We start from the raw sequence: 25,301 nt of genomic DNA on the forward strand, positions 1-25,301 counted from the left end.
ACTGCCGGCAAACGCCATAACTTAATATAAAGTTCCTACATATTTTCCGTCTTCCAGATGCATATAGCACTCATTCATCTGTGCAGATTCCATCATCTGCAGAACATATTCCATCCCAGTCGCAAGTTCCTTTTCTTTAAACTCATTCATCGGAATCCAGTAAATTTTTCCTTCTTCAGAGCTATGTAATATTCCTGAATACCGATCTGCCTTATACAAGAATATCACATGATGCGTACCCGATTTATTCCAATGATATACGCCACAGAACAGGGGGTTTTCAATCGTAAGTCCCGTCTCTTCGTATACTTCACGGATAACAGCATCTGTAAAGATTTCTCCTTTTTCGACATGTCCGCCGGGGAACGTCGTTCCGGTATAACTGTCATTTACTTTGTCCAGTGCAAGTACATTTCCTTTTCCATCTTGCACCATACATAGATTCATGAAGCAAACTGTTTCCGTTTTCTTTTCCTCATGCTGGTTAAGGGATCTTCTCACACGTTTGTTAATATCAGCCCTCTTTCTCTTATAATGTTTTACAACTTCGTCATAAGGAATCCATATGTCTGCGTCGGTGATCCGATCATATACTTTTGAGATAACATCCCCGATTTGCTTATCCCCTGGAAATGTATAGTTTTTCTCATAATATGCTTTTGTCTCCAGATACATCCATTCAGCTATTTTTTCCTTTTGTTTCAATTTCAGATGAGAATACTTCTTATCCGTCTGAAGAAGCTTGCCATCAATCATTTTATGGTTCTTCCGGAACAACGGAACCATCTCCCTTCTATTCTTCCGTTTCTAACTCCAACCTCTGCAAAATATCTCTTATAATACCGGCATCTTCAATCAGGTTAATGCCAAAGCACTTCTTTCCGGCATCTTTTAGCGACGCTCCTATATGATAAGCCGTTTTTCTGTCAAGGATTAAAAAGCGGTCATGAAATACGTTCGTGTACTTCACATTCAATGTTGGATACTGCATATTAAAATTATCAACATCTGTTTTTGAAAGTTTTGTCCTTTTTAACGTATATACTGTAACGTTTACATTATCTATTTTCTTTGAAAGCAGGTTCAGCGTTCCTACATCGACATAGCTGTCAATTAGAGTAATTTCTTTTTCTGCTTTTTGAATCAGGCTTACAATCAAGCTGAAAGCATCATATATTTGCCCATCAAAAAATACCTTTTGATTTGACTCCTCATGATCAGCTATGTACTCAAATATCTGCTCAAGCTTTTCATCAGTTTTTTTCTGGTATTCCAACTGTTTTAATTCAACAGTACTGATACGCTCAAAAAGCAGAGCATTATTGGCAATAAAACGCCTCATCTCTACAAAAGCATTCATGATATTAATACTGACCTGAATGGCTACGTCACTTCTGAGTACTGCAGAAAGCATAGCAATTCCCTGCTCTGTAAAGGCATATGGCAGATATCTTCTTCCGCCTTTTTTCTCATTGTCCCCGTTACTTTTCATTGAGGTCGCAATTTGCGACCTCAAACTCTCTGTTTCTTTTTCTGTCAGTTGAAACCGGAATTCTTCTGGAAACCGGGCGATATTTCTTTTTACAGCCTCATTCAACCGCTTGGTCTCCACATGATAAAGCATTGCAAGATCACTATCTATCATAACCTGTTTGTCACGGATGACATAAATTAGTTTTTCAATAGCAGGCTGTACAACTTCTACCATCTGTGCTTCCGCAGTTTCCTGGTCTATCACTTCATTTGTCATTTGATCAGCCATATAAGCTCCTTACTCAACTTGAAATGCAAGTTTGGCACTTCAAGCTGATACATTCATTTTTTTATTTTTCAAAACCTGCCTTTATTTTACATTATTTTCATTTTCTTGCATACCATTATTTAGCCAATACAAATCTCGCTTGATATCCCGATTCTGTCTTCAGCATTTTCCAGTTGAGTACTCTTTTTATATGCACTGATTTTTTCATGAATAGAACGTTTTTCTTTTCCAGGATCGTCCTGCTCTTCTTCCCCTTCCATCACAGTTTCCTTTTCATCCATGTTCAGCAATGCATTCAGTTCCGACAGACGCTCCAGTTTCTGGTTCAGTTCTTCCTCTTTTGGGAATGTTTTTTTCACCTCTTCCATCGCATTTTTCAGCTGTCCCTGTACCGTCTCAAGCTTTTGCTCTGCTTCCGCCAGTTTTTGCGGGATTGCCTCCAATGCGTTATTGATCCTGATGATATTACCGTTTTCATCGGAACCAAGGCTGACACGATATACATTTTCATTTTTCAGTGAAAGGATAAATTCCTTATTCCAGGAATCGAACTTTAAGCGGATGGAAAATCCCTGATACTGTCCGACATTAACCATGGCATCCGCCTGTTTCATGGACTGGCAGACAGCAAGAAGGGCTGCACCCGCTTCTTTTTTCTCATAAAAGACAGTGCCACCGACTTCCATCACAAATTTCTCCGAATCCGTGATCTTATTTGCCTGATACTGTTCCAGATCCGCTTTGTACCCCTCAATGCTTTCCTTAAGTACTGCTATCTGCTGTGGGAAATTCTTTGCAATATCATCTTCCAGCCGATAATGGTTGCTCACAAAATTTGCTTTCAGCAGCTTCAGCTTCGATACTTCCACATCCAGTGCCATTTTTTCCTTGATTGCTGGATTTCCCGTTGCCAGTGCTTTTACTTCCGCATAAGACAACGCCGTATCGTCCACATCCTCACAGCTTCGTACTGGGGATTTGCTGGTCATGATCTGGGAAATGAATTTCTGCTTGCTTTCGATCAGCTGCCACATGTAACTGTCGAAGGTTCCTTCCGTTACATACCGATAGATATGCACTTTCTTATTCATATTTCCCTGACGGATGATACGCCCTTCCCTTTGTTCCAGGTCAGAAGGCTTCCAACCCACATCCAGATGATGCAGGGCAATCAGACGGTCCTGCACGTTGGTTCCGGCACCCATTTTAGCGGTGGAACCCAGTAAAAAACGAACCTGTCCGGATTTCACTTTATTGAATAAATCCGTTTTCTTCACTTCCGTGTTTGCATCATGAATAAAAGCAATCTCTGCTTCCGGCACTCCTTTTGCTATGAGTTTCTTTTTCAAATCGTCATAAACATTAAAGGTTCCATCCCCTTTTGGTGTGCTGAGGTCACAAAAAATAAGCTGGGCAGACCGTTTTGATGCGGTCTCTTTCCAGATAGCAAAACTCTTTTCCACACAGGCACAGATTTTGCTGTTCTCATCATCCGGAAGCAATAGATTCACAAGACGCTGATCCAGTGCCAGCTTTCTCCCATCATTGGTCACTTTCAGCATATTGTCAACAGAAGAATCCACACCGCCATCCCGGATTACTTCCGCACGTTCTCCAAGGCTTTCCACGATCTCTTTCTGATGCTCGGATGGTTTTAGTACCACCGTTTCATATTCTGCTTCCGGCACCGGAAGTTCCAGCTGGTCTGCCGTCTTAATATCGGCAATCTCCTTAAACATACTCATAAGTTCCGGAATATTGTAAAATCTGGCAAATCTGGATTTTGCCCGGTATCCGGTACCTTCCGGAGCCAGTTCGATACTGGTTACAACCTCGCCAAAAGTGGAAGCCCAGGAATCAAAATGCCCCAGCCCCATCCGGTTCAGTTTGCCATACTGCAGGTAACGCTGCATGGTATAAAGCTCATAAGGTAGGAAACGCCACGCCATACTTCCTTTCGTCCGTGGTCTTGGCGTAACCCCCTCCAGAACCGTGCTTACACCTCTCGATGTACACGGCTCGCCATCTTTCATAGTTTAAGTGATTTTGTCTTTGCTTCTTCGTAGCATTTCGGGCAGAGAGCCAATGACTTCCGCCTTTTCAGTAACATCAGTTCATCAAATTCATTATCAGCGTTCAAATCTTTTAAGCGCTTTACATGGTGCATATACACTTTCACGGGGTTTGCTCCGCACATCTCGCATTGTCCGCTTTTTAAACGTCCTGCAAGACTATTCGGTTTTATCTGCCCTCTGTATTTCGGCATAATGTCTACAAATTCAGGTGCGATATTGTTATTACGCCTAAATCCTTCATTGTAAAACTCACACCGCTTTGTTCCACTCTTGGTTTTGTAATCTGCGCCAAAGTCGCCCTTTACGCTACGGTATTTCTTATACATCTTCATAACAGAAGAATTATATTTTGCCGCCAACGTCTTTAAACAGCTTCCACGCATGATAGAATGAAATTTCCCCAGATTGCATACATTGATTGCTAACCTGTAATAATTGTACAATCCTCTGATTTCAGAATTATATTTACTGATGATTGCCACATCGTCTAATGGCATAAGCGCCCCTCTGTGGAGTGGCTTCCAAATCTCTTTGCCGTTTTCGTCTTTTTTGATTTTAAACGCACCGTATTCGTGCAGTTTCGCAATCCATTTTTCTTTCGGCATATATAACTGCACTTTTCCATACCACACCCGTTGCAGACCTTTTTTCGTCCGCTTTGTGTCCTGACTTCTTGATATTCTTATGTCGTATCCAAGATACCGCACCTTTTCAGAGGAATGGGTAACGTGAGTTTTCTCCTCCGACATTGTGAGATTTAGCTTGTCTTTTAGAAATATCTTTACCTGTTCCTTGATATTTTCAGCATCCTGCTTTGAACCTGTTATTGAAATCAGGAAATCGTCAGCGTAACGGTTGTATTGAAGTCTTTTGTAATTCTCATCCATCTCGTCTAAATGTGGTGTGGACAACATCACTTTCCTTGCTTCTTTAAATGCTGCTAGGTTTGCTTCTGTGCGCTCTATTTCCAGATTTTTCTGCGCTTTCCGATAAGCCCAGCGTACCTTATCATGGTCTTTGTGGACTTTACGGCTTCTTGTATCGCCTTTGTCAAAACTCTTTTTCATCCTTGCCATGAACTCATCAAGTTCATTCAGATAGATGTTGGCAAGTATCGGACTGACACCGGAGCCTTGTGGACTGCCGGAGTACGTTTCATGGTATGTCCACTGTTCCATATATCCTGCCCTTAGAAACTTCCACATCAGCGATATGAACGCTTCATCTTTTATGCGCTTTCTCAAAAGCTGTATTGTGATATGGTGGTCGAAGCTGTCAAAACAAGCCTTAATGTCTCCTTCGATTATCCACTTTGCACCAGTGAACAGCGTTACGATTTCTTTTAACGCTGTGTGGCAACTTCTTTTCGGTCTGAAACCATGTGAATTATCAGAGAATGTCGGCTCATAGATTGCTTCAAGTATCATACGGACAACTTCCTGTAACAGTTTATCGTCCGTTGACGGAATCCCCAATGGGCGCTTTTTACTGCTGTTTTTCTTCGCAATATAAACACGCCTTGCAGGGTTCGGCTGGTATGAGTGGTCTCTCAGCTTCTGAATGAGCTTTTCAATGCGCTCCATGCTCATACCGTCAAGAGTGAATCCGTCTGCACCTGCCGTCATGCTCCCCTGAGAGGTCGCAATATTCTGGTATGCAAGCAGATAGAACTCTGGGTTGTACAGGTTACGGTATAATCTCTCGTACCTGTACTCTTTGTTTTTTGCTTTTTCACTTAAACTTTTCAATACATTTTCGGGACTTCTCATAATGCCTCACGCACCTTTCCTTATTATTTGTATTGAAGAAAGACTGTCTCCCTTCGCCATGTGGACGGCTTTCCCGTCCTCGGACTACTACGGAGACTCTGTTGCCATAGTAAATATTCAGAGTCACTTTTCTCATAGCACTCATAGCCGATTTTCGGCATTTTACCTTAGGCAATCCCCGTTTAGAACTGTAATAACATAAGCCTGTTATGATTTCGGATGTGACGTTCGTCGTTTTCCATTATCCTATGGCTGATTTACTCTGGGTATCTTGTGGATACGCATGGCCGACTCATATCCACCAGAGTACATGCGAGTATAACTTCCTTACGCATGGAGCAACATTTTGCCCAATCTCCGACTGTCATTCAGGCAGTTTAGCTTTCATCCTTATTCATAACTTTTCGCCACTACCACGCAAACACTTTGGAAGTTTCCGTGTTTCGTGCCCTCCGACATGCTACACTCCCCATCGGGTTTCCCCTTTTGGATAAGTCGGGTGACGATAGGGTGCGGATTATTCCGCTTTGATACCTTGCCCTATTACTTGCTCAAGGTAAGATTATTACAGCCCCTTACGGGCGCACTGTCATGCTGTTGCTGACCGGTGTACCCGTAGCGAACGTAATACCTTTCCCACCGGTGATTTCATCCAGATACTGGCATTTGTTGAACATATCCGCCGATTTTTGGGCTTCATTCTGGGCAATGCCTGCCACATTCCTCATTTTTGTGTAAAGGAACGCATTTTTGTAATAATGGGCTTCATCCACATACAGACGGTCTACCCCAATTTCCTCAAACGTTACCACATCATCCTTTTTCTCTTTGTTCTCCAGCTTTTCCAGACGTCTCCTGAGACTTTTCTTTGTCTTTTCCAGCTGTTTTACTGTAAAACGGCTTCCATCAACCTCATACTTTGCCGCCTGAATCCCTGCTTCCAGTTCTTCGATCTGCTCTTCGATGACCTTTTTCTGGCGTTCTTCCGATAAGGGAATCCTCTCAAACTGGGAATGTCCGATGATCACAGCATCGTAGTTGCCCATTGCGATTCTGGCACAGAACTTCTTGCGGTTTGCCGGTTCAAAATCTTTCTTCGTTGCCACAAGGATATTGGCTCCTGGATAAAGCTGCAGGAACTCGGCTCCCCACTGCTCCGTCAGGTGGTTTGGAACAACAAAAAGGCTTTTCTGGGCAATGCCAAGACGTTTGCTCTCCATAGCTGCGGCTACCATCTCATAGGTCTTTCCGCTTCCCACTACATGGGCAAGCAGGACATTATCCCCATAAAGCTGATGGGCGACGGCATTTTTCTGGTGCGGGCGAAGCTCTATTTCCGGATTCATTCCCGGAAAGGTCAGATGGCTGCCATCGTATTCCCTGGGACGAATGGAATTGAAGCGGTCATTATAAATCCTGCACAACTTTTCCCTCCGTTCCTGATCCCTGAAGATCCAGTCCTTAAATGCTTCCTTGATTGCATCCTGTTTCTGGGTTGCCAGCATCGTTTCTTTTTTATTCAACACACGGATTTCATTTCCCTCTGCATCAATCTTTGTGTCATAGATCCGTACATCTTTTAAATTCAGGGTTTCTTCCAGAATCTTATAGGCATTGATCCGGCTGGTGCCATACGTTGCTGTAGTCAGCACATTCCGGTCACTGTCCGCATTTTTACCGCTGATATTCCATGCACCGCTGGCTTCCGAATACCGGATATCAATTACCCTTCCAACCAGATAACCCGGGGTATCAAATAGTTCTTCCATAAAATCCCGGTATATTTCCGGGGCGATCCATGTGGCACCGATCCGGACTTCAATCTCTGATGCATCCAGGTCTACCGGCTGCACCTGTTCCAAAGCATGTACATTGCTGGTATATTCCGGCTGGTTTTCCGCAAAGATTCTTGCTGTATTCAGCTTCTCCCGGACATTACCGGATAAATATTCATCCGCAGTCTCCCACTGCCCATTGACCGGATCCCGGAAAATAACACCTGTCAGTTCTTCTGCAACTTTCTCTTCCGGCTTACCTGTCAGCCTTGCCATATAAGGAAGGTCAACCCTTGCTTTTTCATTCAGGGAAATCGTCAGGGCTTCCGCCGCAGTTTCCACACTGGTCACAGCTACTGCTTTCTTAATCGTCCGCTTGGTAAACATATCCGCTTTCCGTTTCAACGTACCATCTTCATTAAGATCCTCCAACGAACAGAGCAGACAATAAGAAGAGTCATCGGAGAATGCCCGTTTGTTTGCATTACTTCCGATGACCCCATATTTTTCCGTATAGGCATCATAGACCTGATTCAGTTTGACCTGAAGCTCCTGTATCGCCTCATCTGTTGCATTTTCCTCCATCTGCAGGGCGATCAAGTCCCGGACTACCTCACGGATCTCAACCATACCTTTCACACGTTCCGCCGTGGCTGCCGGCAGCTTCACCGGATTCATCAGGGAATTTACCCGGTAATAGATCTGGTCATCCACCACAGTAAAACTGTAGTTCCGGACAGCCGGATCCGCAGGTATGCTTTCCACAATCTCATCCAGTTCTGTTTCTGCCGTTACTGCCGGAACCATCGTTCCATGGATTTTCGCTGCGGCATCTTCCAGCTGTTCCGCCAGGTCTGCCCCTTCCAGAGGAAGACAGGCAGTCTCCATGCCATATGGTCCGGATACCTCTGCCATCGTTCCAAGTACCATTTCCGGGTGGGTAATAAAATACTGGTTTATGGTAATCCCATTATCATCCTCACCAAGAGCAACCCATTCCGGCTCTTCCATGGAAATGCTCTCCCTTTTCTGGAAAAACAGGATGTCTGCACTGACTTCGGTTCCCGCATTCGCTTTAAAGGCATTGTTCGGAAGACGAATCGCCCCGAGAAGCTCTGCCCTCTCTGCAAGATACTTCCTTACCTCCGGCGATGCTTTATCCATGGTTCCCTTGGTTGTGATCAGAGCAGCCACGCCACCCGGTCGTAACTGGTCAATGGTCTTTGCAAGGAAATAGTCGTGGATCATAAAATTATACTTGTCATACTGGCGGTCATTCACTTTATAGGAACCAAAAGGGACATTTCCGATTGCCACATCAAAAAAGTCATTGGGATAATCGGTCTTTTCAAATCCTTTGATCTGGATATCAGCGTTCGGATAAAGCAGTTTTGCGATCCTTCCGCTGATGCTGTCCAGTTCTACTCCGTAAAGCTGGGACTGCTGTAACTTATCCGGAAGCATTCCAAAAAAGTTTCCTACACCCATGGACGGTTCCAGGATGTTTCCCTTTTCAAATCCCAGGTTCTGAAGCACCTGGTACATGCTCTCGATGATAACAGGCTGTGTATAATGGGCATTCAACGTGGATTCCCTTGCCGCCGCATATTCTTCCTTGGTAAGCAGATCTTTCAGTTCCTGATACTCGTCACTCCAGGAGGCTTTTCTTTCATCAAAGGCATCCGGCAAGCCTCCCCAGCCTACATAGTTCGATAAGGTTTCCTGCTCCTCTGGTGACGCATGACGGTTCTCGCTTTCACATTTTTTCAGAACCCGGATTGCCATCACATTGGCTCTGAATTTTTCTTTTGCCGTTCCATAGCCCAGCTGGTCATCCGCAATATGAAAATTGACTGCCGGTATCTCCGCAGATAATGCACGTTCCCTTTCCCCATACTCATTCCAGACACGTTCCGATATTTGCCGGAAATAGATGGATTCATTTTCCATGATACTGTAGCTGACTTCCTGGAGTTCTTCCAGGTTCGATGCATTTTCAATATCCTCATGGTACTGAAAATAAAGGGCTTCCCGTTCCAGTACCATCTCCAGCCGCTCCAGTTCCGGTTCGGACATCCGCTCCCAGATATCATCTTTTTCCGTATGGATAGTAAACCCTTCCCCGTCATCGTGGTATTCCACCGTATAATGCAGGATATCCTGCTCCCCACGTATCTCACAGGTAAAGTCATACTCCGTTGTCCTGCTTACAGAGGAATACTGGCGGTTTACTAATACCAGGTTCTGCACATCTTCTGCCCTTAATGGCTGCCCGCTTTCTTCCAACTTATCTTCCACATTTTCTTCCGTATGAACTTCTTCATGAACTTCCTCAATCTCTTCAGGAACCTCCTCCGTTTCCAGTGACTGCTTTACTTCTTCCATATCAGCAAGACGCTGAGCTTCCTGCCGTTCTTCATACTTTTCCAGTTCTTCCGGTGACAGAAAATCATCCATCCGGATCAGCTGCCTTGTCCTGGAAGCTGCCTGTTTCCACTTGATAAGTGTTCTCAGGCTCGGGTTGGAAATCTGCCCTTTGCTCAAACGGATTCCTTTTGCGTCATGCCACTCATCGGAAAGATCGCTTCCCTGGATGCCCGGCGTACATCCTCCGTCTCCGTACTCATGTTTTAAAAAGTCAGCTGCTTCTTTTTCATCGTGATGTTCCATGAAAAATTCATAGATACGGTTCCTTCCGCCTGCTACATTTCCACCTCTTCGTAAAACAGAGTCAATCTCATCCTGCGTAATAAAAGCCATTTCCGGCGGTGTTACGGTTTCTTTCTGCCTACTCCAATCGAGCGTCCTTCCAAGGTCATAGACCCTCTGCTTGTACATCGGATTATTTCGGATCTGGTACCTCATATAGTTTTTCGGATGACGTTCCATATCCTGTTCCAGTTCCACAAGCATCTGGTAATACTCTCTTGTCTGTTCCGGATCATCCAGACCTGCCCGGAACCTTTCGCTCGTTTCTGTATGGTTGTATATCCCCCTAATAGCCCCAGTATCCCTGAAGTGGAGTGCCAGCAGGCTGGAAAGCTCATCACATTCCACTTTGATCGAATTTTGCATAATCACGTTGGAGACATAAGTCCCCGCATCATACATATCCTGAATACGGTTTGCCGCTTCTTCCCAGGTAAGCATACGGTCATAATTGTGTCTTGCGGATTCCCCACGTCGGAATCGCATCCCGTCCCCGTCATACCAGATACTGAATTTTTGGCCGGAAAACTCAAACCCTTTCCCGCCGGTACCATATTCCTGGATCAGAAAACTTCTCAGTTCCTCATGGTCAATTCCCTCCACAAGTTTTGCAGTGATGTGGAATAACGTATTCTTCCGACCGCTTCCGGTACGAAGCACATCATCCACGATTTCATCTGAAACAAAAAAAGCGGCTGGCTGTGTGAGTGCAGCTGCCGCTTTCCTGATCTCTCCAAACTGTTCTTCCTCTGTGGGGAACAGGCTTAATTGTATATAATCTCCTGAACCACCAGTTCCTCTGCCTGTGCCCGGATCCGGTTCATGTGACGGGTCCAAGCCATGCTGTCGGCTGATTTCTCCGGTGCCGGGTCTTTCTCCAGAAGCTGAATGGTCAGGTCTTCCACTTTCTGTCTGGCTTCGCTGTCCACTTCCATCAGATGGCTGTCCAGCCTGTTCTGGAGTGCCAGTATGCTGAACCTGGCTTTCTTGTGGTTCCTCAGATATTCCTTCCGCATCATCCCGTATTTCCCGATGGTCCCCCTGGTCTCCTCCAGTTTGATATCTGGTATCAGATAATCCCCGTTCCTGCTGTAAGTGATCTCTCTCATGCTCTGTTTCCTCCTTGTTTTCTTCTATCTCTGGTTCTGGTGTAATTTCTTTACTTTCGCGAATTAACGTGTTAAATTCATTATAGACCACTTCCGATTCTTTTGCAACCGTTTTCCTGTCATTTTCCAGATCCATAAGGACATAACGTCCAAGCTGCATCAGAATCGGTCGGCAGATCTCATTGACCGCTGTGCCAAGGTGTCCAAGCACACGGAGATCATTAAAATCCGTGATATGCCGCAGGCTGTCCGCAGACAGGTACGCTTCCGTATCCATCCCGCACCGCTTTAAAAGGACATACCATACACTGTCCGTCATAAGGTCCCTAAACTCCACTTCCTGGTTCTGCTCATCCAGTTCTTCCAGAAATGTCCCCTGCACATCCTGTTTCAGTTCATCAAACGCATCCGGAAGCCATTCCCGTACACTTTCCTGTGCTGCCTGATACAGGGTTCCGGCAAGCCCGCCATCTCCTTCGTCCAATCCATACGCTCTCTGCAGATAATCTGCCGCAAAGGAACGGTCATCCTGTGGCAGCACCCACAAAGCCGGGTCTTTCCCCAGATTTCGCACCTTATAAGTATCCGAAATATCAAACACATACCGCAGGCGGTTCTTCGGACCGGATGTATGATCAATCAGGGCAATTCCTTTTGACCCTTTCTTAATCCATCGGTACATCCGCTTATTCCATACCTCCATGGATGCCACTGCCGTTGCTTCCGGTCTCTGGGCAAAGATCAGAAGCTGTTCATCAAAGGTGTATTTATATAACCGGGATGCAGTATCCAGAAAACGCATCCACTCTTCCGGCTTTGCTGCAATGTCCTTTGCGACTTCTTCCGTCAGCTGTTCCATGGCATATAATTTATTTGCCATACCCATTCATCCTCCTCTCATTCTATCGTCGTTTCCCGTTTTTTCTTCACACCGGATGTTTTCTGACCCGATGCGATCTTTTTCCGGTTTTCCTCCAGTGATTCCTTGATTGATTTTTTATGTGGTTTTTCATATCCGTAATTCTCTGCTTCCTTTTCTGCCACTTTCAGATTGATATCATTCAAATCCACAGAGTATTGAATCTGCTCCATAGGAAGGATCTTTTTTTCCCTGAAAGAAAAATAGGACTGGTCATCTCCAAGAATCACATGGTCGATCACAGGAATTCCAGCCAGCATACAAAGCTGCTGCATTCTACCTGTAAGTGCAATATCATCCTTCGACGGTTTCAGGCTACCACTTGGATGGTTGTGGAACAAAAGGATAGAAGCGGCATTCGATAAGAACGCCGCCTTTAATACTTCCCTCGGATGCACCAATGACTGGTTCAGTGTCCCCATACTGATGATGGTCATGTTAATGGGAACATTATCACTCCGAAGATGGACCACTCCTACCACCTCCCGGTCGTAGTCTTTAAAGGTATCTCCCAATACCCGGATCGCATCTTCCGGTGTAGAGATCTCTTCCTCACACAGGATCGGGGCTTCTTTTACAAGCCGAACCGACACCTGGTCAATTCCGTATTTTCTTTTCACGTTCCGATGCACCTCTCTTTATTGGGATTTGAAGAATGAACTCCTGGTCTTTTTGTGACTCCAGGCATTTTCGGAGATATCCGGATAACCTTTTTCTTTCTTCCTCTTTCATTTTGCTGCTCATTCCCCTTCTCCCTCCACAACCTCTTCCATAACATCTGCAATACGTCCAAGTTCCGTTACAAGGGAAGGAAACTCATAACTGTTCCTGGCTTTTCCAATCTGATCCAATAAAAATTCCGGTACATTGTTGATTGCCTCCGCTATCAATGCTTTTACCTTTAAATCCTGAAGAGCCAGAAGTTCTTTGAGTCCAAATTCTTCACCCAAAACTTCCTTATACCTGATTAACTCGCCTTCAAGGCTATCCGGTTCTAACCGTCTTTCAAATTTTTCTCTTTTATCATCACCATATAAGCACCACTCTGACATATACATCCTCCTTCATATAAGGGAACCTCCACAATGGAAGTCCCCTTATAACTCTGCTTATTATTGTTACATTACCATAGCCGTATCTCTCGTTTTACCCTGTGGCTTTCCCAGAACATCCCCGGCTTTCATGTCTTCCTTCGCCTTTTCCAGCTTTCCATGAAGCCCGGTTTTCTCTGCAGGCTTTTCTGACGCAGCCGCTTTTTCTTTTTCCAGACGTGCCTCCCGTTTCTCCGCATTTTCCATCACGGCTGTTCTGCCATCACAGAACTGCACTTTATCCGAAAGAATATCTTCCAGTGCTACTTCTGTTGCATTGACTTCTTTTACCATGGCATTCAGGGCTTTCACATCGAAATCCCCATTATCCGGCAACAGAAGTGTTTCATGGATGGAGGAAGGCAGGATATAAAAATCGCCCTTCATAAACTCCCCGATCTGTTTTCGGATATCCTCATGCAGGATCAGGGATGCAGCATTCATTTTCGTTTCGTTCGTCAGGCAAAACATGGGCATGAAAAATTCCTCTGCCCTCCTGTCTCCGTTCAACAGATTCTGGGGTTTTTCTCCCATAATAGAGGACTCCATCAGATCATTTATTGAGTATAAAGCCGGCCCACGGTTCTTATCTGATGCCATCGCATCCTGCTGGAGAGTCTGGACATCAATCTTCCATGCTTCTAAAAGTGCTTTGGTCACGGAAACCGAAGCAATGCCGTCTTTATTTTCCGACAGATTGACCGTGTAATAAGCAGCGAAATCCCCATGCATAGTCACAGCCTTATCTTCCAGCCATTCTTTGTTTTTATCCGGGTCGCACATCCTGATCTGCAGTTTATCCCTGACATTCCCGTAATCCATCATGCCATTCACATCAACATTCAGATCTGTATCCATCTGTTCAATCCAGAGGTCTGCCACATCCCCTACACAGGCATCCGGATTTTTCCCATTCCGGTATTCCTGGTAAAAGGAATCCAGATATACATTCGGTGTAATATTGCTGTCTTTTGCGGGAATGACCACCGCCGTCAGTGTCAGTCCGTTTTTCTTTACCACTTCCTGCAGATGGATATTGGCATCCGCATATTTTTCCGGTAGATAGTCCTTCACATTGTCTTTTACATATTCAAAAAAATCTTTTCTGTTCATCATACACAATTACCCCCTTCTGATCATGTGCTGGTTCATTCTCTTTTTGTTGACTGCCTGCTCTGCTTTTTTCTGGTATGCCATCATTCTCTTGAATGATCTCTCCTGCATTTCTCTCCCTGCCTGCACTGTGTTCATTGTTTTCTTCATATTCTTTACCTGTCCTTTCCTGATTTTTGCTATGATAAAAGGGAGCCCTGAATTAAGGCTCCCTGCTCATATAAGGTTCCTATTTTCTTTTTCTCTTTCTTCTGGCTGCCAGAAGTCCGGCAATGCCGCTTACAGATACTGCCAGCAGTACCACCGGAAGCCAGAGATTTGTCTCATCCCCGGTCTTCGGGTTACCGGCTGACGGTGTTCCCGGTGTGCCTTCCGTTGTCTGTGGAATTTCCGGCTTGTCATTTGTCAGGTCAAAGGTCACTTCCACAATCGGTGTACTGTCATCTTTGTAGGCAAATACCACCTCATGCTCAGTTTCATCCAGTGTGTATCCATCCATTGTCTTGGTTTCCACCAGATAATATTTCTTCTCACCGGCATATTTACCGTCTTTGTAATCAGCGATCTCATAAAGGCTGCTCTCCGCATGACCTGCAGCATCCGTCTTTAAGGTCTCCAGTACCTTTCCTTTGCTGTCACGGAGTTCAAATTCCACGCCTTTTATCGGCTCTCCGGTTTCCTTATCTGTTTTATTCAGGATCACTTTCCCTTTTGCGGTATCCTCCTTCATAACAACAGTCTGGATCTCGCCGGTATCTTCCACTTCAAAGGAAACATCGGCTGTCAGGATAAATCCTTTCGGCGCCTGTTCCTCTCTGAGTGTGTATCTGCCAATCGGCAGCTTCTCCACATAATGCGGCTCCTCTGTGGAAGTCCAGCTTTCTACTACCTGGTCATTTTCATCCAGGATCGTCAGCTTCGCACCCGGAATCTCCTGGTCTCCGGTGATATCCGTTTTGCTGATCTGTACCTTTGTCACATCGTCCTTCATCTCATGCTTCTGGATCTCTGCAGTATTCTCGATAGTAAATTCGATGCTTTCTGCGGTTACATATCCATCTGCAGGTTTGGTTTCTGTCATGGTGTAGGTCTTGCCGACTACCAGTTCTTTGATTACATGGGCTTCTTCTGCAGATACCCATTCATCCACAACATTTCCGTCCTCATCGGTCACTTTCAGGTGGGCACCCGGGAGTTCATCCCCTGTTGTCAAGTCGGATTTTGTCAGCTCCACGGTTGTTGCCTCATTTTCAAAGGTAAAATCATAGCTTACCTCTGCTTGCTCCGCACCGGCGTATTCAAAGATGAAATCCTTTTCCTCATTGGTGGTCACAAAACCATCCGGGGCATACAGCTCTTTCACATAATAGTTTCCGTCTACCGGCAGGTCTGCCGTAAAGGTGATCTGACCGTTTTCATCGGTAGCCTTAAGCTCAATGAGCGTATCTGCTTCCATCAGGACATCGCCGCCGGCATTTTTGATATCCTCCCTTGTAAACAATCCGAAGATACCGCCTGCCAGTACACGCTCCGCATCTTTTTCCTTTTTCAGTACGGTCACTTTGACTTTCTGTCGGTTATTCTGCCATGCTTCATCATACGTTACCACCGGGGTATCCTGGTCACGGTAACTTAAATCCACAAACTTAGGCTCCCCATCCAGCACATAACCATGGGCAGTTTCTGCCTCTTTCACATAGTATTTTCCAACCGGAAGGTCTCCAAGCTGTGCAATACCATTGGTATCTGTAGTAATGGTTCCCACCAGTTCGTCTGCTTTGAAGTAATCCTCACTGACACCATCAGCCGCTTTGATATCTTCTGCAGCATAAACGTTGAAAGTAACTTCGGTAAGGCTTCCGGTGATATACTCAAACAGATGCTCCACCGTGCCTTTTGCGTTATCCAAAAGCGTTACTTTATCCAGAAATTCACCTTTTTTGTTGATGATCAGAAGCCCGATCGGCACTTCATCCTTCATTTCAACCTTCTGGACATCACCGTTATCCTCAACTGTAAATGTGATATCCGTTGCTTTCAGGTAACCATACGGGGCAAATTCTTCCCGGAGTGTGTAAGTCTCACCTGCCACCAGACGTTTGATCACATGCGGGGCATTCTTAACAGAAGTCCATTCATCCACAACATTCCCATCCTTATCCAGCACTTTCAGGCTTGCGCCATCCAGTTCTGTTCCAGTGGTAATGTCAGATTTTGTGATCTCCACTGTGGTCGGCTGGTTTTTCTTTACGGCATTCAAAACAACTGTTTCCACATCCTGTCCCTGATAGGAAGCATCAAAGTTTAAGACTTCATTGGAGGAAACGTATCCTGCCGGGGCTTTCAGTTCTTTCACATAGTAGCTTCCAAGCGGAAGATCCAATGTACATCCCGCCTGTCCCTTCTCATCCGAAGTCATTTCCTGAAGGAGGGTGTCTGCCTCAACGATTACTTTGCCGTCTGCGGTGATATCTTCTTTGTTGTAGATACCAAATACGGCACCTGCCACAACAGCACCATTTTCCGCATCCTGTTTTTCAACCGTAACCGCTACCTTCTGTCTTTCATCACCCACCGTCACTTCCTGCTCTACCACTGGGGTATCCTGACCTTCATAGACAAAGACAACTTCTGCAGCCTCCGGATTTAACACAAAACCTTCCGGGGCTGTTTTTTCTACCACTCGGTAAGCACCAAGCGGAAGGTTTTCTGCCACTGCCATTCCATCCTCACCGGTTGTGATCGTAGTCACCAGTGTATCTTTTGCATAGACTACAATCCGGTTTCCATCTGCGTCTTTCTGGTAATCCGGGGAGTAAATATCCTCCGCCGCATACACCTCAAAGACGGCATCTTTCAGGAACTGCTCTTCGTAAATGAAATCCTTGTTAAATCCAGCAAGCATCTCACCTTTTTTGTAAACAGTCAGCTTTCCTTTGACCGGATGGTTTTCGTAATCTACTTCAATCACCACATCCCCGCTGACAGAATCCATCTGGTATGCAGTATTGGAATCCACTGCGATCTCCACATAATTCTGGTTTAAGGTATATCCATCCGGGGCTGTCACTTCCTCAATCCGGTAATGTCCGATGCTTAAATTGTTCGGAAGGATCAGGTAACCCTGACTGTCTGTGAAGTATGATTTGTGGGTAACAGTGATCGGGTAAGTCGTAACCTGTTCCACATATTTCTTATGGTCCAGGTCATAAATCTTAAATTCAGTACCTGCCACCAGCACCGGTCTCTTTGTTTCATCGTCTTTCTTCACGATCTTTAACTTTGCTTTAAATTCATCATCCAAAAGGATCCGCCAGATCTGCGGTTCATCCGGATGGTTTTCACTGATGGTAACAGTAAAGTCATCCACCGGCTTATAATTGTGCGGTGTTGTTGTTTCTTTCACAAGGTAAGTACCATACGGAAGCGGGATGCTGCAGGCATATCCTTTGGCATCGGTAAACATCTCTGTTTTTCCATCTGCGGTCAGCACTACCGGCTTGGCAGATGCAAAATCGTAGCTGCCGTCCGGATTGGTCTTTAAGCTGCTCTTTAAATAAGCAGTAAATCCGGCACCTTTTAACAGGTCTGCGTCTGTCTTTCCATTGTTCGCCGCTTTAATTACCTGGAACGGCTGTTTCATGACCTGTTCCGAAGATTCCGTACTGCGCTCCACGGTCTTTACAAGGTCTCCCTCATAACTGCATTCCAGGTCATACTCACCCTCGTCGATCAGATATCCGGTCGGCGGTGTGATCTCTTTCACATAGTATTTTCCAAGGTACAGATCTTCTACAGAAGCATCACCCTTTTTATCAACTGTCATGGTTGCCACCTGGCTTCCTGCTTTATAAAGGATGCCGGTTTTTCCATCCGGATGGATGATGTTTTCCCTTGCATACACTCCGTAAACAGCACCTTCAAAGGCTGCATCCCCCTGTGATTCCCTTCCGGTCTCCTTATCTTTCTTGACCAGATGGATCGTTGCATTAACACGTTCATTCTCAAACGTATGGGTAAATGAGACGGATGCCTGTTTATCGTTGGTGTATTGAAATCTGAAAGAGAATACATCCTCACTGTTTCGGAAGTAGTTTACAGGTGCCTGCAGCTCTTTCACATAATAGCTGTGGTTGATCGGCAGGTCTGTCTGATATACAGCGTTTCCATCATTTCCGGTTGTTGCTTTTTCAATCAGGGTATCTTTTCTTACCACAACATTCCCAGATACGTCAGCGATATCCTCCGCCGCATACAGCCCATAGATTCCTCCGGACAGCGGGTTCTTTGTGGTATCGTCCTGTTTCAGCACAGATACGCTTGCTTTCTGGCGGTCATTGGCAAAGGTCACTTTTCCTACTGCCACTTCCACGTTCTGCCCTGCATAGCTTAAAGTGACGGTTTTGGATTCCCCTTTGCACACATAATCTGCCGGGGCTTTCGTTTCTGTTACAACGTAAGTGCCAAGATGCAGGTTCTTAAGGGTTGCACTGCCATCCTCACCTGTGGTCAGCCCCTCTTTTACCAGGGCACCCTTCTGGAAAATAACTCTTCCATCTGCCGCTTTAATATCCGCTCCGGCATACACGTTATACACAGCGCCTTTCAATCTCTGTTTTGTGTACTGGAACACCACACCGGAATCTGTGACAGAAGCACCGGTCAGCACCTCACCTTCCTTATAAATGGTCAGGTCAGCAAACTGTTCCTTGTCAGTCACGTCCTTCTTTGTGGTTCCGCCGATAATCAGGTTGATCCCATAGGCTTTGGTATCTAGCACATATCCGTTCGGTACGGAAATCTCTTTCAGGTACACGGTATTCTGTGTCTTTTCAATCGTGATACTGGATGCACCATTGGCATCAGTCGCAGGCATCTTTGCGATCAGGTTTTTTCCTGCTTCATCACTGTAAATGCCATAGACCGCACCGGCTACCTTCGCATTGCTTCCGGCATCCTTTTTCACGATCTCAATCTTTGCCATCTTGACCCATTCCACACTGAAATCCACATATTTTTCATCTGTGACACCTTCTCCAAATACCAGTGCCAGGTCCTGAGTGGATGACCCTGTGGTGATCTTATAAGCGGAATAATCCTTGGTAATGCTTCCTTTCATGGTCACTGACCAGGAACCGCTGACATCCTCTGCCTGTGTCAGAGGTGCGGAAAGATAAAACTTTGTACCACCAGATACTTCTACGCTTGCACCTGCCGCACTGGTCTTTCCGGTTGAAACGTTGTGGAATTTCACGCCGGACGGAAGCTTCATCGTGATCGTCTGAAGCACATCTGCCTTAAAAGTGATCTCTTCCGTTCTCTGGGAATTGCCGTCAATATAGGCTTTTACCTTCGCATTGGAAAATGACATTGCCACATCCGGGATCTCCGGCTGGCTCACACAGTAGTTATAGAGTTCCATGGCCAGTGACTTTCCGGTAGAGTTGGTGCCGGAAAAGGCATCACTGCTTCCATTTGCATACGCAGCTGCCAGATGGGTAATGATAAAACGCTTTCCAGTAGAGAAATCCGGATGCTTTTCAGCGAAAAATCCCTCATCCCCGCTGGCTTTTGTACCGTAATAGCAGACTTTTGCTAAAGTCTTTCCGTCACTGAGCTTTGTGATCGTATAAGTTCCATCCCCCGGTCCCGGCTTGGACGGCTGTACGCAATAAGCAGTTGCAGTAACATCACCAAACTTTACAGTATAAGGTGCGGTCAGGTAAGAACCCAGACCATAATCTGCATAATAGTAATATGCCCCTCTGGTAACACTGACGGAAGTCGTGGATCTGGCACTTGCAAACAGTGCCTGTGCCTGAAACTGCACCGTCTCGCCTTCTTCCAGGCTCAGCATATCAATTCCCTGTTCTTCGCCCTGTTCCAGTACATCGGATACGGAAAGCCCAGTCTCCGGGTCAACGGTTTCCTGCTCTTCGCTCTCTTCCAGTGCTGCATCCAGTTCCTCTTCCGGAAGGACCTCGGAGCTTTCTACTGTTTCTGTTTCTGATTCAGCCTCTGTTACTGGTTCTGTAGCAGTTTCCGTTTCCACAGAAGTTTCCGTTTCTGCGGTCTCACTCTCTTCTGCAGATAACGTCTGCGAGTCTGCCTCCCCGTCATCTGCCGCTTCCTCTGTACCGCCGGAACCAGCTTCTTCACCGCCTCCTTCTGAAGCAGCCTGCACTTCTGTTTCCGCCTCTTTTACGATCAGGTTTCTGCTGATCTGGTACTTCGGATGTGCCTCATTGACCGGCTCCACATAGTAGACGGCTTTATAGCTGTCTGCATGATCTAAAGCAAAATTCTTCCCCTCTCCATTCTTAGCTTCCTCAAAAGTGACTTTCACTTTTTTGTCATCTTTGATCTCCAGCCCGGTAAAATCACAGGTGACATCAAATTCACTGCCAACAGTAATTTCATAATCTTTGGCTTTTACCTCCTCATCTTCGTCCAGCAGATCTTTGACCTCCTCATAAAGGGGCGGCTTTTCTTCCGCTTTGGGTTCTGCCGCATAGGCTGTCATGGGCGATAACACTGTGGATAACAGTGTCATCCCTGCCAGAAATCCGGATACGAGTTTCCTTAAATGTCCTGTTCTTCTCATAGATTATGTCCTCTCTTTCATTTTTTATATGAAAACAGACAGCCTTCTGGCTGCCTGGTTCCTAACTACCGCTGGGGAAAATGCAGGTTAAACTGTGCTTTTCCCTCACCATCAGCTACCATTTCTACGGTGGCTTCATAACTTTTCCCGGTTCTTTTCGATACCAGGTCTTTATAATGGACTTTGCCTTTCTTCAGGAATTTTTTTGCCGTTGCTTTGTCCATCTTCTTCCCCTGACTTGCAAGGAAATGGTCATCCTCCCACAAAGAAAAGCGGCATTCCTGCCCGGTACAGTAATAATTCTTCTTACCTTCCCGCACATCACTGCCGCAGACCGGGCATTTCCCGATCACTTCTCCTCTTGCTGTTCCCGGAAAACGGCTGCTTTCCTCCTCTGAAATCGAATGGTAACGGGAAATCAGTTCTCCCAGCATGTCTGTAATCCCATTCAGGAAATGCTCTGCCGTCTCTGTCCCCTGTGCGATATGGTTTAATGCCATCTCCCACTCTGCTGTCATCTTCGGGGACTTAATCTCATCCGGAAGGACTGTGACCAGGACATTCCCCGCATCTGTCGGCACCAGGTTCTTCTTTTCCCGTTTTACAAAGCCGGACTGGATGAGTTTTTCAATGATCCCGGCTCTCGTTGCCGGTGTTCCCATACCTTTCTTTTCCGTATCCTCTGTCAGTTCTTCATTGCCTGCCCTCTCCATCGCCGCCAAAAGAGTGTCTTCAGTATACTGGCGGGGAGGCTGGGTAAAGTTTTCTGAAACAGAAGTGCTGCACGGACCGATATTCCTTCCAAGGTAAAGGTCAAACTCCGCTTCCTGCTCCGGTTCCCTGACACCCAAAAACTGTTTCAGTTTCTTCTCTATCGCCTGGAACCCTTCCTGTTTTGTCTTCCTTGCATTGAAATAAAACGTATGGAAGTTGCAGGTCAGCTGGCACTTATGGGTCTCATAAATATAGGAATCTGCTGTTGCAGTGAGTACTCTGGCACTGATCAGATACAGGATGTTCCTCTCCTTTTCTTTCAGCTTCTGAAGGTCTGCTTTCTCCACTTCCGAAGTGGGGATAATTGCATGATGGTCTGAAACCTTTTTGGAGTTCAGTACTTTGGAGACCTCCGGTTCATACTCCATCCCCTCCGAAAAAGGCATCCTAGATAACAGCACCTGAATGAGCTTTCTGGTACTGTCCCCCATCTCGTCTGTCAGATACTGGCTGTCTGTCCTTGGATACGTCACCAGTTTCTTTTCATACATTTCCTGCACAGCGTCCAGCGTCTGCTGTGCCGTATAACCAAAGATCCGGTTGGCATCCCTCTGGAGCGACGTCAGGTCATACAGTTTCGGAGGTCTGACCGTCTTGGTCTGAATATCTTCTTTCTCCACCTGGCACATGCGTTCCTTACAGTCCAAAGCCACCTTGTCTGCTTCCTCTTTCTTCTGGAAATGACCAGAAACAGCATCAAACTCCCCGAATGTTAAATGGGCTACATAGTATTTTTCTTTTACAAACTCCTTCACCTTCTGGTTCCTGTCCACGATCATGGCAAGGGTCGGGGTCTGCACCCTGCCCACTTTCAGGTTCTGGTTATAAAGGACGGAAAAAAGACGGCTCGCATTGATCCCTACCAGCCAGTCTGCTTTTGCCCTGCATAAGGCCGACTGATAAAGGTCTTCATAACACGAACCGTCTTTCAACGATGCAAACCCTTCTTTAATTGCACGCTCTTCCATTGAGGAGATCCAGAGCCTTTTGACCGGCTTTTTGCATCCTGCCTGCTCATAGACCAGACGGAAGATCAGCTCCCCTTCCCTTCCGGCATCTGTGGCACAGATGACCTCATCCACCTCTTTACTGTTCATCAGTTTCTTTAAAATCTGGAACTGCTTCTTTGTCCCGTCAAGGACTTTCCTTTTCCATTCTTCCGGGATAATCGGAAGGTCTTCATATCTCCATTTTTTGTAATGTTCATCATATTCCGATGCGTCACAAAATGCTACCAGATGCCCAACGCACCACGAAACCAGATACTCCTTTCCCTCCACATATCCGTCCTTTCGTTCTCTGGCTCCGACCACCTTCGCCAGAGCCATCGCAACAGACGGCTTTTCTGCTATTACTAACTTCATCTCACTCTTCCTTTCTGCTCTCCATTTCAATATCGGATTCGACTTCATTCCCCCAGACATCCCATCCGGGCGTCTTCTGCCTGGCAAACAGCTCAATGCGGGGAACATCCCCCATCAGCTGCACGATCCTCTCCCTTGCTTCCTGCGGCTTTTTGCTGTGCTCCTCGATGTGGGATACAATCACCTGATGGACTCCTGCAGACTGCCGTTTCGGTGAACCTCTGGTTGCCAGGATACAGAATTCGGCATTGCTCCTTGTCCAGTACCCCATTCCCCAGAACAGGCTGTCCGCTTTCTTATTCTGCTTGATCCAGACAAAAGCAATGGTCTTATACTGGAATCCCCATGCCTGCAGGACGGAAAGTCCTTCCAGCAGGCACGGGATCGTCACCCACAAAAACAGGGCACAGTCTTTTTCTGCAATCTCCGCCACCGGCAGGGCACGGATCTCATCAATCCCCATTGTGGGATAATGGCTCTCTGCACTCCGCCCCAATCCTTTTTTGGAATACACACGGTACTGCCAAGGCGGGTCTGCGTAAATAACCGGATATTTTTTCATCTGCATCGAAACACCCCATTATGATTCCTCCTCATCTTCCAGGACTTCCTCTGGATCCTCTTCATCCGGAAGTGTCTCTTCTTCCGCATCATCCGTCTCCGCAGGCTCTTCCGCTTCTTCGGTCTCATCGTCCTCGTATTCATCCTCATCATCGTATTCATGCTTCGGCTTATAGACCTTGAAGTAATATCCGGCACCTAATGCACCGGCAGCTACCAGACCGATCAAAAGATAGGAACCCACCGGGGATTTATCCTCCGGCATCTGCACTTCCTCTGTTTCAGGTTCTTCCTCTTCCGGTTCCTGCGTCGGCTCCGGTTCCTCTGTTTCCGGCTCTGCATACACAGTATCCACTTCCGGGAGAGTTACTGTATCAGAAAGGGTAAAGTTCATCAGGTCCTTTTCACTGACTTCCGTCAGAAAATACACATTGTCCTGCGACTTGGAATTATCAATGACCAGATAAAACACCTTGCCGCTTTTGGTAGAAATGGTGTAAAACTCTTTCGCCCCTTCTGTCGCTGTCTGGGTAATGTTTTCTGCATCTTCCCCGGATGCTGCCAGTTCTTCTTCAATCCCCGTCACAGTACGGTCATCCACGGTTCCCCTTGCCTCTGTTGGTTCCGATGCCTGCGCATCCTGCGGGAGCGGGGATGTGGTTGTTTCTTCCGTTGTAGAAGCAGTGCCCGTGGTACTCATATCGCTGTTCGCTGTATTCTGCTGTTGTGCCTGACGTACCGCCCATTCATAATACGGGTTCTGGAGGGTGTACTTATCGGAAGTATTCCCGGCACCATCCGTCACCGTGATCTCAATCTGCTTTGTGGTAAAGTCTTTCTGTGTGAGCTGGATCTTCAGTTTTCCATCCGAAAGGTCCGTATAGGTAGTCCCGTTGACGGTTACCGCAGAAATCCCGGATACGGCATCATTTCCCTGTATGGTCAGCACACCATCCGTGAGGGAAGCAGAAAGCGTTGGCTTTTCCGTATCATAACAGCGGATGGAGCGGTTCTGTTCATACACTGTCCCTTCCGCATCCGTCACCCGCACATAGACTGTCTGGTTTCCATTGATGGTAATGCTTCTGGACTCTGTAACATCCTGCCAGCTCCCATCTTTTCCAGCCTTTGCTTCAATCTTTGCAACTTTGAAGCCTTCCCCCATCTGGCTGGCATCTATAGTAATGGAAACGGATGTATCTCCCTGTTTCCACCCGTCCGGCTTTTCAATGGCGATGGCAGGGTTCGTATTCTCCGCCGCATAAATACTCTGGGCAGAAAAAAACGGGGTTGCCATACAGAAAAATGTGGTAACTGCAAAAATCCCTTTTTTCACGTTACTGCCCCATTTCCTGTGCTTCCCCGGTGCCCTCTGTTCTTTCATTTTCTCTAAATTCATCATCAGCTCTTGTTTCCTCCTTCTGGAATCCTGCCAGTGTCGGCAGTTCCGTTTTCATTCTTTCCCGGAACGCATTCAGTTCCGGTATGGTCATATCCATGCCACGGATGATCCGCACAATCTCCAGGTTCTCCGCTTCTGTCTTTGCCGCTTCCGCAGCCTTAAACCGTTTCAGGTCTGCCTCATACCGTGCCCTGGATGCCTCCATTTTTTCCTTTGCCTTTTCATAATCGGCAACTGCTTTTTCAAGGCTCTTCATACTGCTCCTTTCCGGGCG

12 protein-coding genes and 2 pseudogenes are annotated in these 25,301 nt (G+C 46.2%); all 14 read right to left on the reverse strand.

Annotation, left to right across the window (positions count from 1 at the left end; genetic code table 11):
* Window positions 1–21 precede the first annotated feature (21 nt).
* The 14 genes and pseudogenes from B5E53_RS13095 to B5E53_RS13160 all read right to left on the reverse strand — a co-directional run bounded on the left by B5E53_RS13095 (window position 22) and on the right by B5E53_RS13160 (window position 25,283).
* Window positions 22–756, reverse strand: coding sequence for an NUDIX domain-containing protein (locus B5E53_RS13095; RefSeq protein WP_242963716.1), 735 nt, complete (start codon window positions 754–756; stop codon window positions 22–24).
* A 37-nt stretch (window positions 757–793) separates the two neighbouring features.
* On the reverse strand, window positions 794–1,762 hold the full coding sequence (locus B5E53_RS13100) for an ORF6N domain-containing protein (protein ID WP_087315763.1): 969 nt from the start codon (window positions 1,760–1,762) through the stop codon (window positions 794–796).
* A 119-nt stretch (window positions 1,763–1,881) separates the two neighbouring features.
* Window positions 1,882–3,687 (reverse strand): annotated as a pseudogene (locus B5E53_RS13105) (helicase-related protein); the annotation flags it as partial.
* A 104-nt stretch (window positions 3,688–3,791) separates the two neighbouring features.
* On the reverse strand, window positions 3,792–5,606 hold the full coding sequence (locus B5E53_RS13110; RefSeq protein WP_002576337.1) for a reverse transcriptase/maturase family protein: 1,815 nt from the start codon (window positions 5,604–5,606) through the stop codon (window positions 3,792–3,794).
* A gap of 587 nt (window positions 5,607–6,193) precedes the next feature.
* Window positions 6,194–12,079: pseudogene (locus tag B5E53_RS13120) on the reverse strand (DEAD/DEAH box helicase family protein); the annotation flags it as partial.
* 17 nt (window positions 12,080–12,096) lie between these two features.
* Window positions 12,097–12,738, reverse strand: a complete 642-nt coding sequence (locus B5E53_RS13125) for a JAB domain-containing protein (protein ID WP_087315765.1) — start codon at window positions 12,736–12,738, stop codon at window positions 12,097–12,099.
* A 120-nt stretch (window positions 12,739–12,858) separates the two neighbouring features.
* On the reverse strand, window positions 12,859–13,170 hold the full coding sequence (locus tag B5E53_RS13130; protein ID WP_242963720.1) for an HrcA family transcriptional regulator: 312 nt from the start codon (window positions 13,168–13,170) through the stop codon (window positions 12,859–12,861).
* A gap of 66 nt (window positions 13,171–13,236) precedes the next feature.
* Window positions 13,237–14,325: a DUF5688 family protein gene (locus tag B5E53_RS13135; protein WP_087315769.1), complete on the reverse strand. Its 1,089-nt coding sequence runs from the start codon at window positions 14,323–14,325 to the stop codon at window positions 13,237–13,239.
* A 6-nt stretch (window positions 14,326–14,331) separates the two neighbouring features.
* Window positions 14,332–14,472, reverse strand: coding sequence for a hypothetical protein (locus B5E53_RS19550; RefSeq protein WP_002585002.1), 141 nt, complete (start codon window positions 14,470–14,472; stop codon window positions 14,332–14,334).
* 79 nt (window positions 14,473–14,551) lie between these two features.
* Window positions 14,552–20,926, reverse strand: coding sequence for a SpaA isopeptide-forming pilin-related protein (locus B5E53_RS13140; protein ID WP_087315771.1), 6,375 nt, complete (start codon window positions 20,924–20,926; stop codon window positions 14,552–14,554).
* Window positions 20,927–20,991: 65 nt separating this feature from the next.
* Entirely contained in the window at window positions 20,992–23,064 is a 2,073-nt protein-coding gene (locus tag B5E53_RS13145; protein WP_087315773.1) for a DNA topoisomerase 3, read from the reverse strand.
* A gap of 1 nt (window position 23,065) precedes the next feature.
* Window positions 23,066–23,626 carry an MT-A70 family methyltransferase gene (locus B5E53_RS13150; protein ID WP_087315815.1) on the reverse strand — a complete coding sequence of 187 codons (561 nt, stop codon included), beginning with the start codon at window positions 23,624–23,626 and terminating at the stop codon, window positions 23,066–23,068.
* 18 nt (window positions 23,627–23,644) lie between these two features.
* Complete coding sequence (locus tag B5E53_RS13155) at window positions 23,645–25,027, reverse strand: DUF4366 domain-containing protein (RefSeq protein WP_343215651.1); 1,383 nt, start codon at window positions 25,025–25,027, stop codon at window positions 23,645–23,647.
* Window positions 24,963–25,283, reverse strand: coding sequence for a DUF4315 family protein (locus tag B5E53_RS13160; protein ID WP_087315775.1), 321 nt, complete (start codon window positions 25,281–25,283; stop codon window positions 24,963–24,965). Before B5E53_RS13160 ends, B5E53_RS13155 begins: the two co-directional genes overlap by 65 nt.
* Between the last annotated feature and the right edge of the window lie 18 nt (window positions 25,284–25,301).

It is taken from the genome of Eubacterium sp. An11, assembly GCF_002161065.1.
GTDB lineage: Bacteria > Bacillota > Clostridia > Lachnospirales > Lachnospiraceae > Anaerobutyricum > Anaerobutyricum faecale.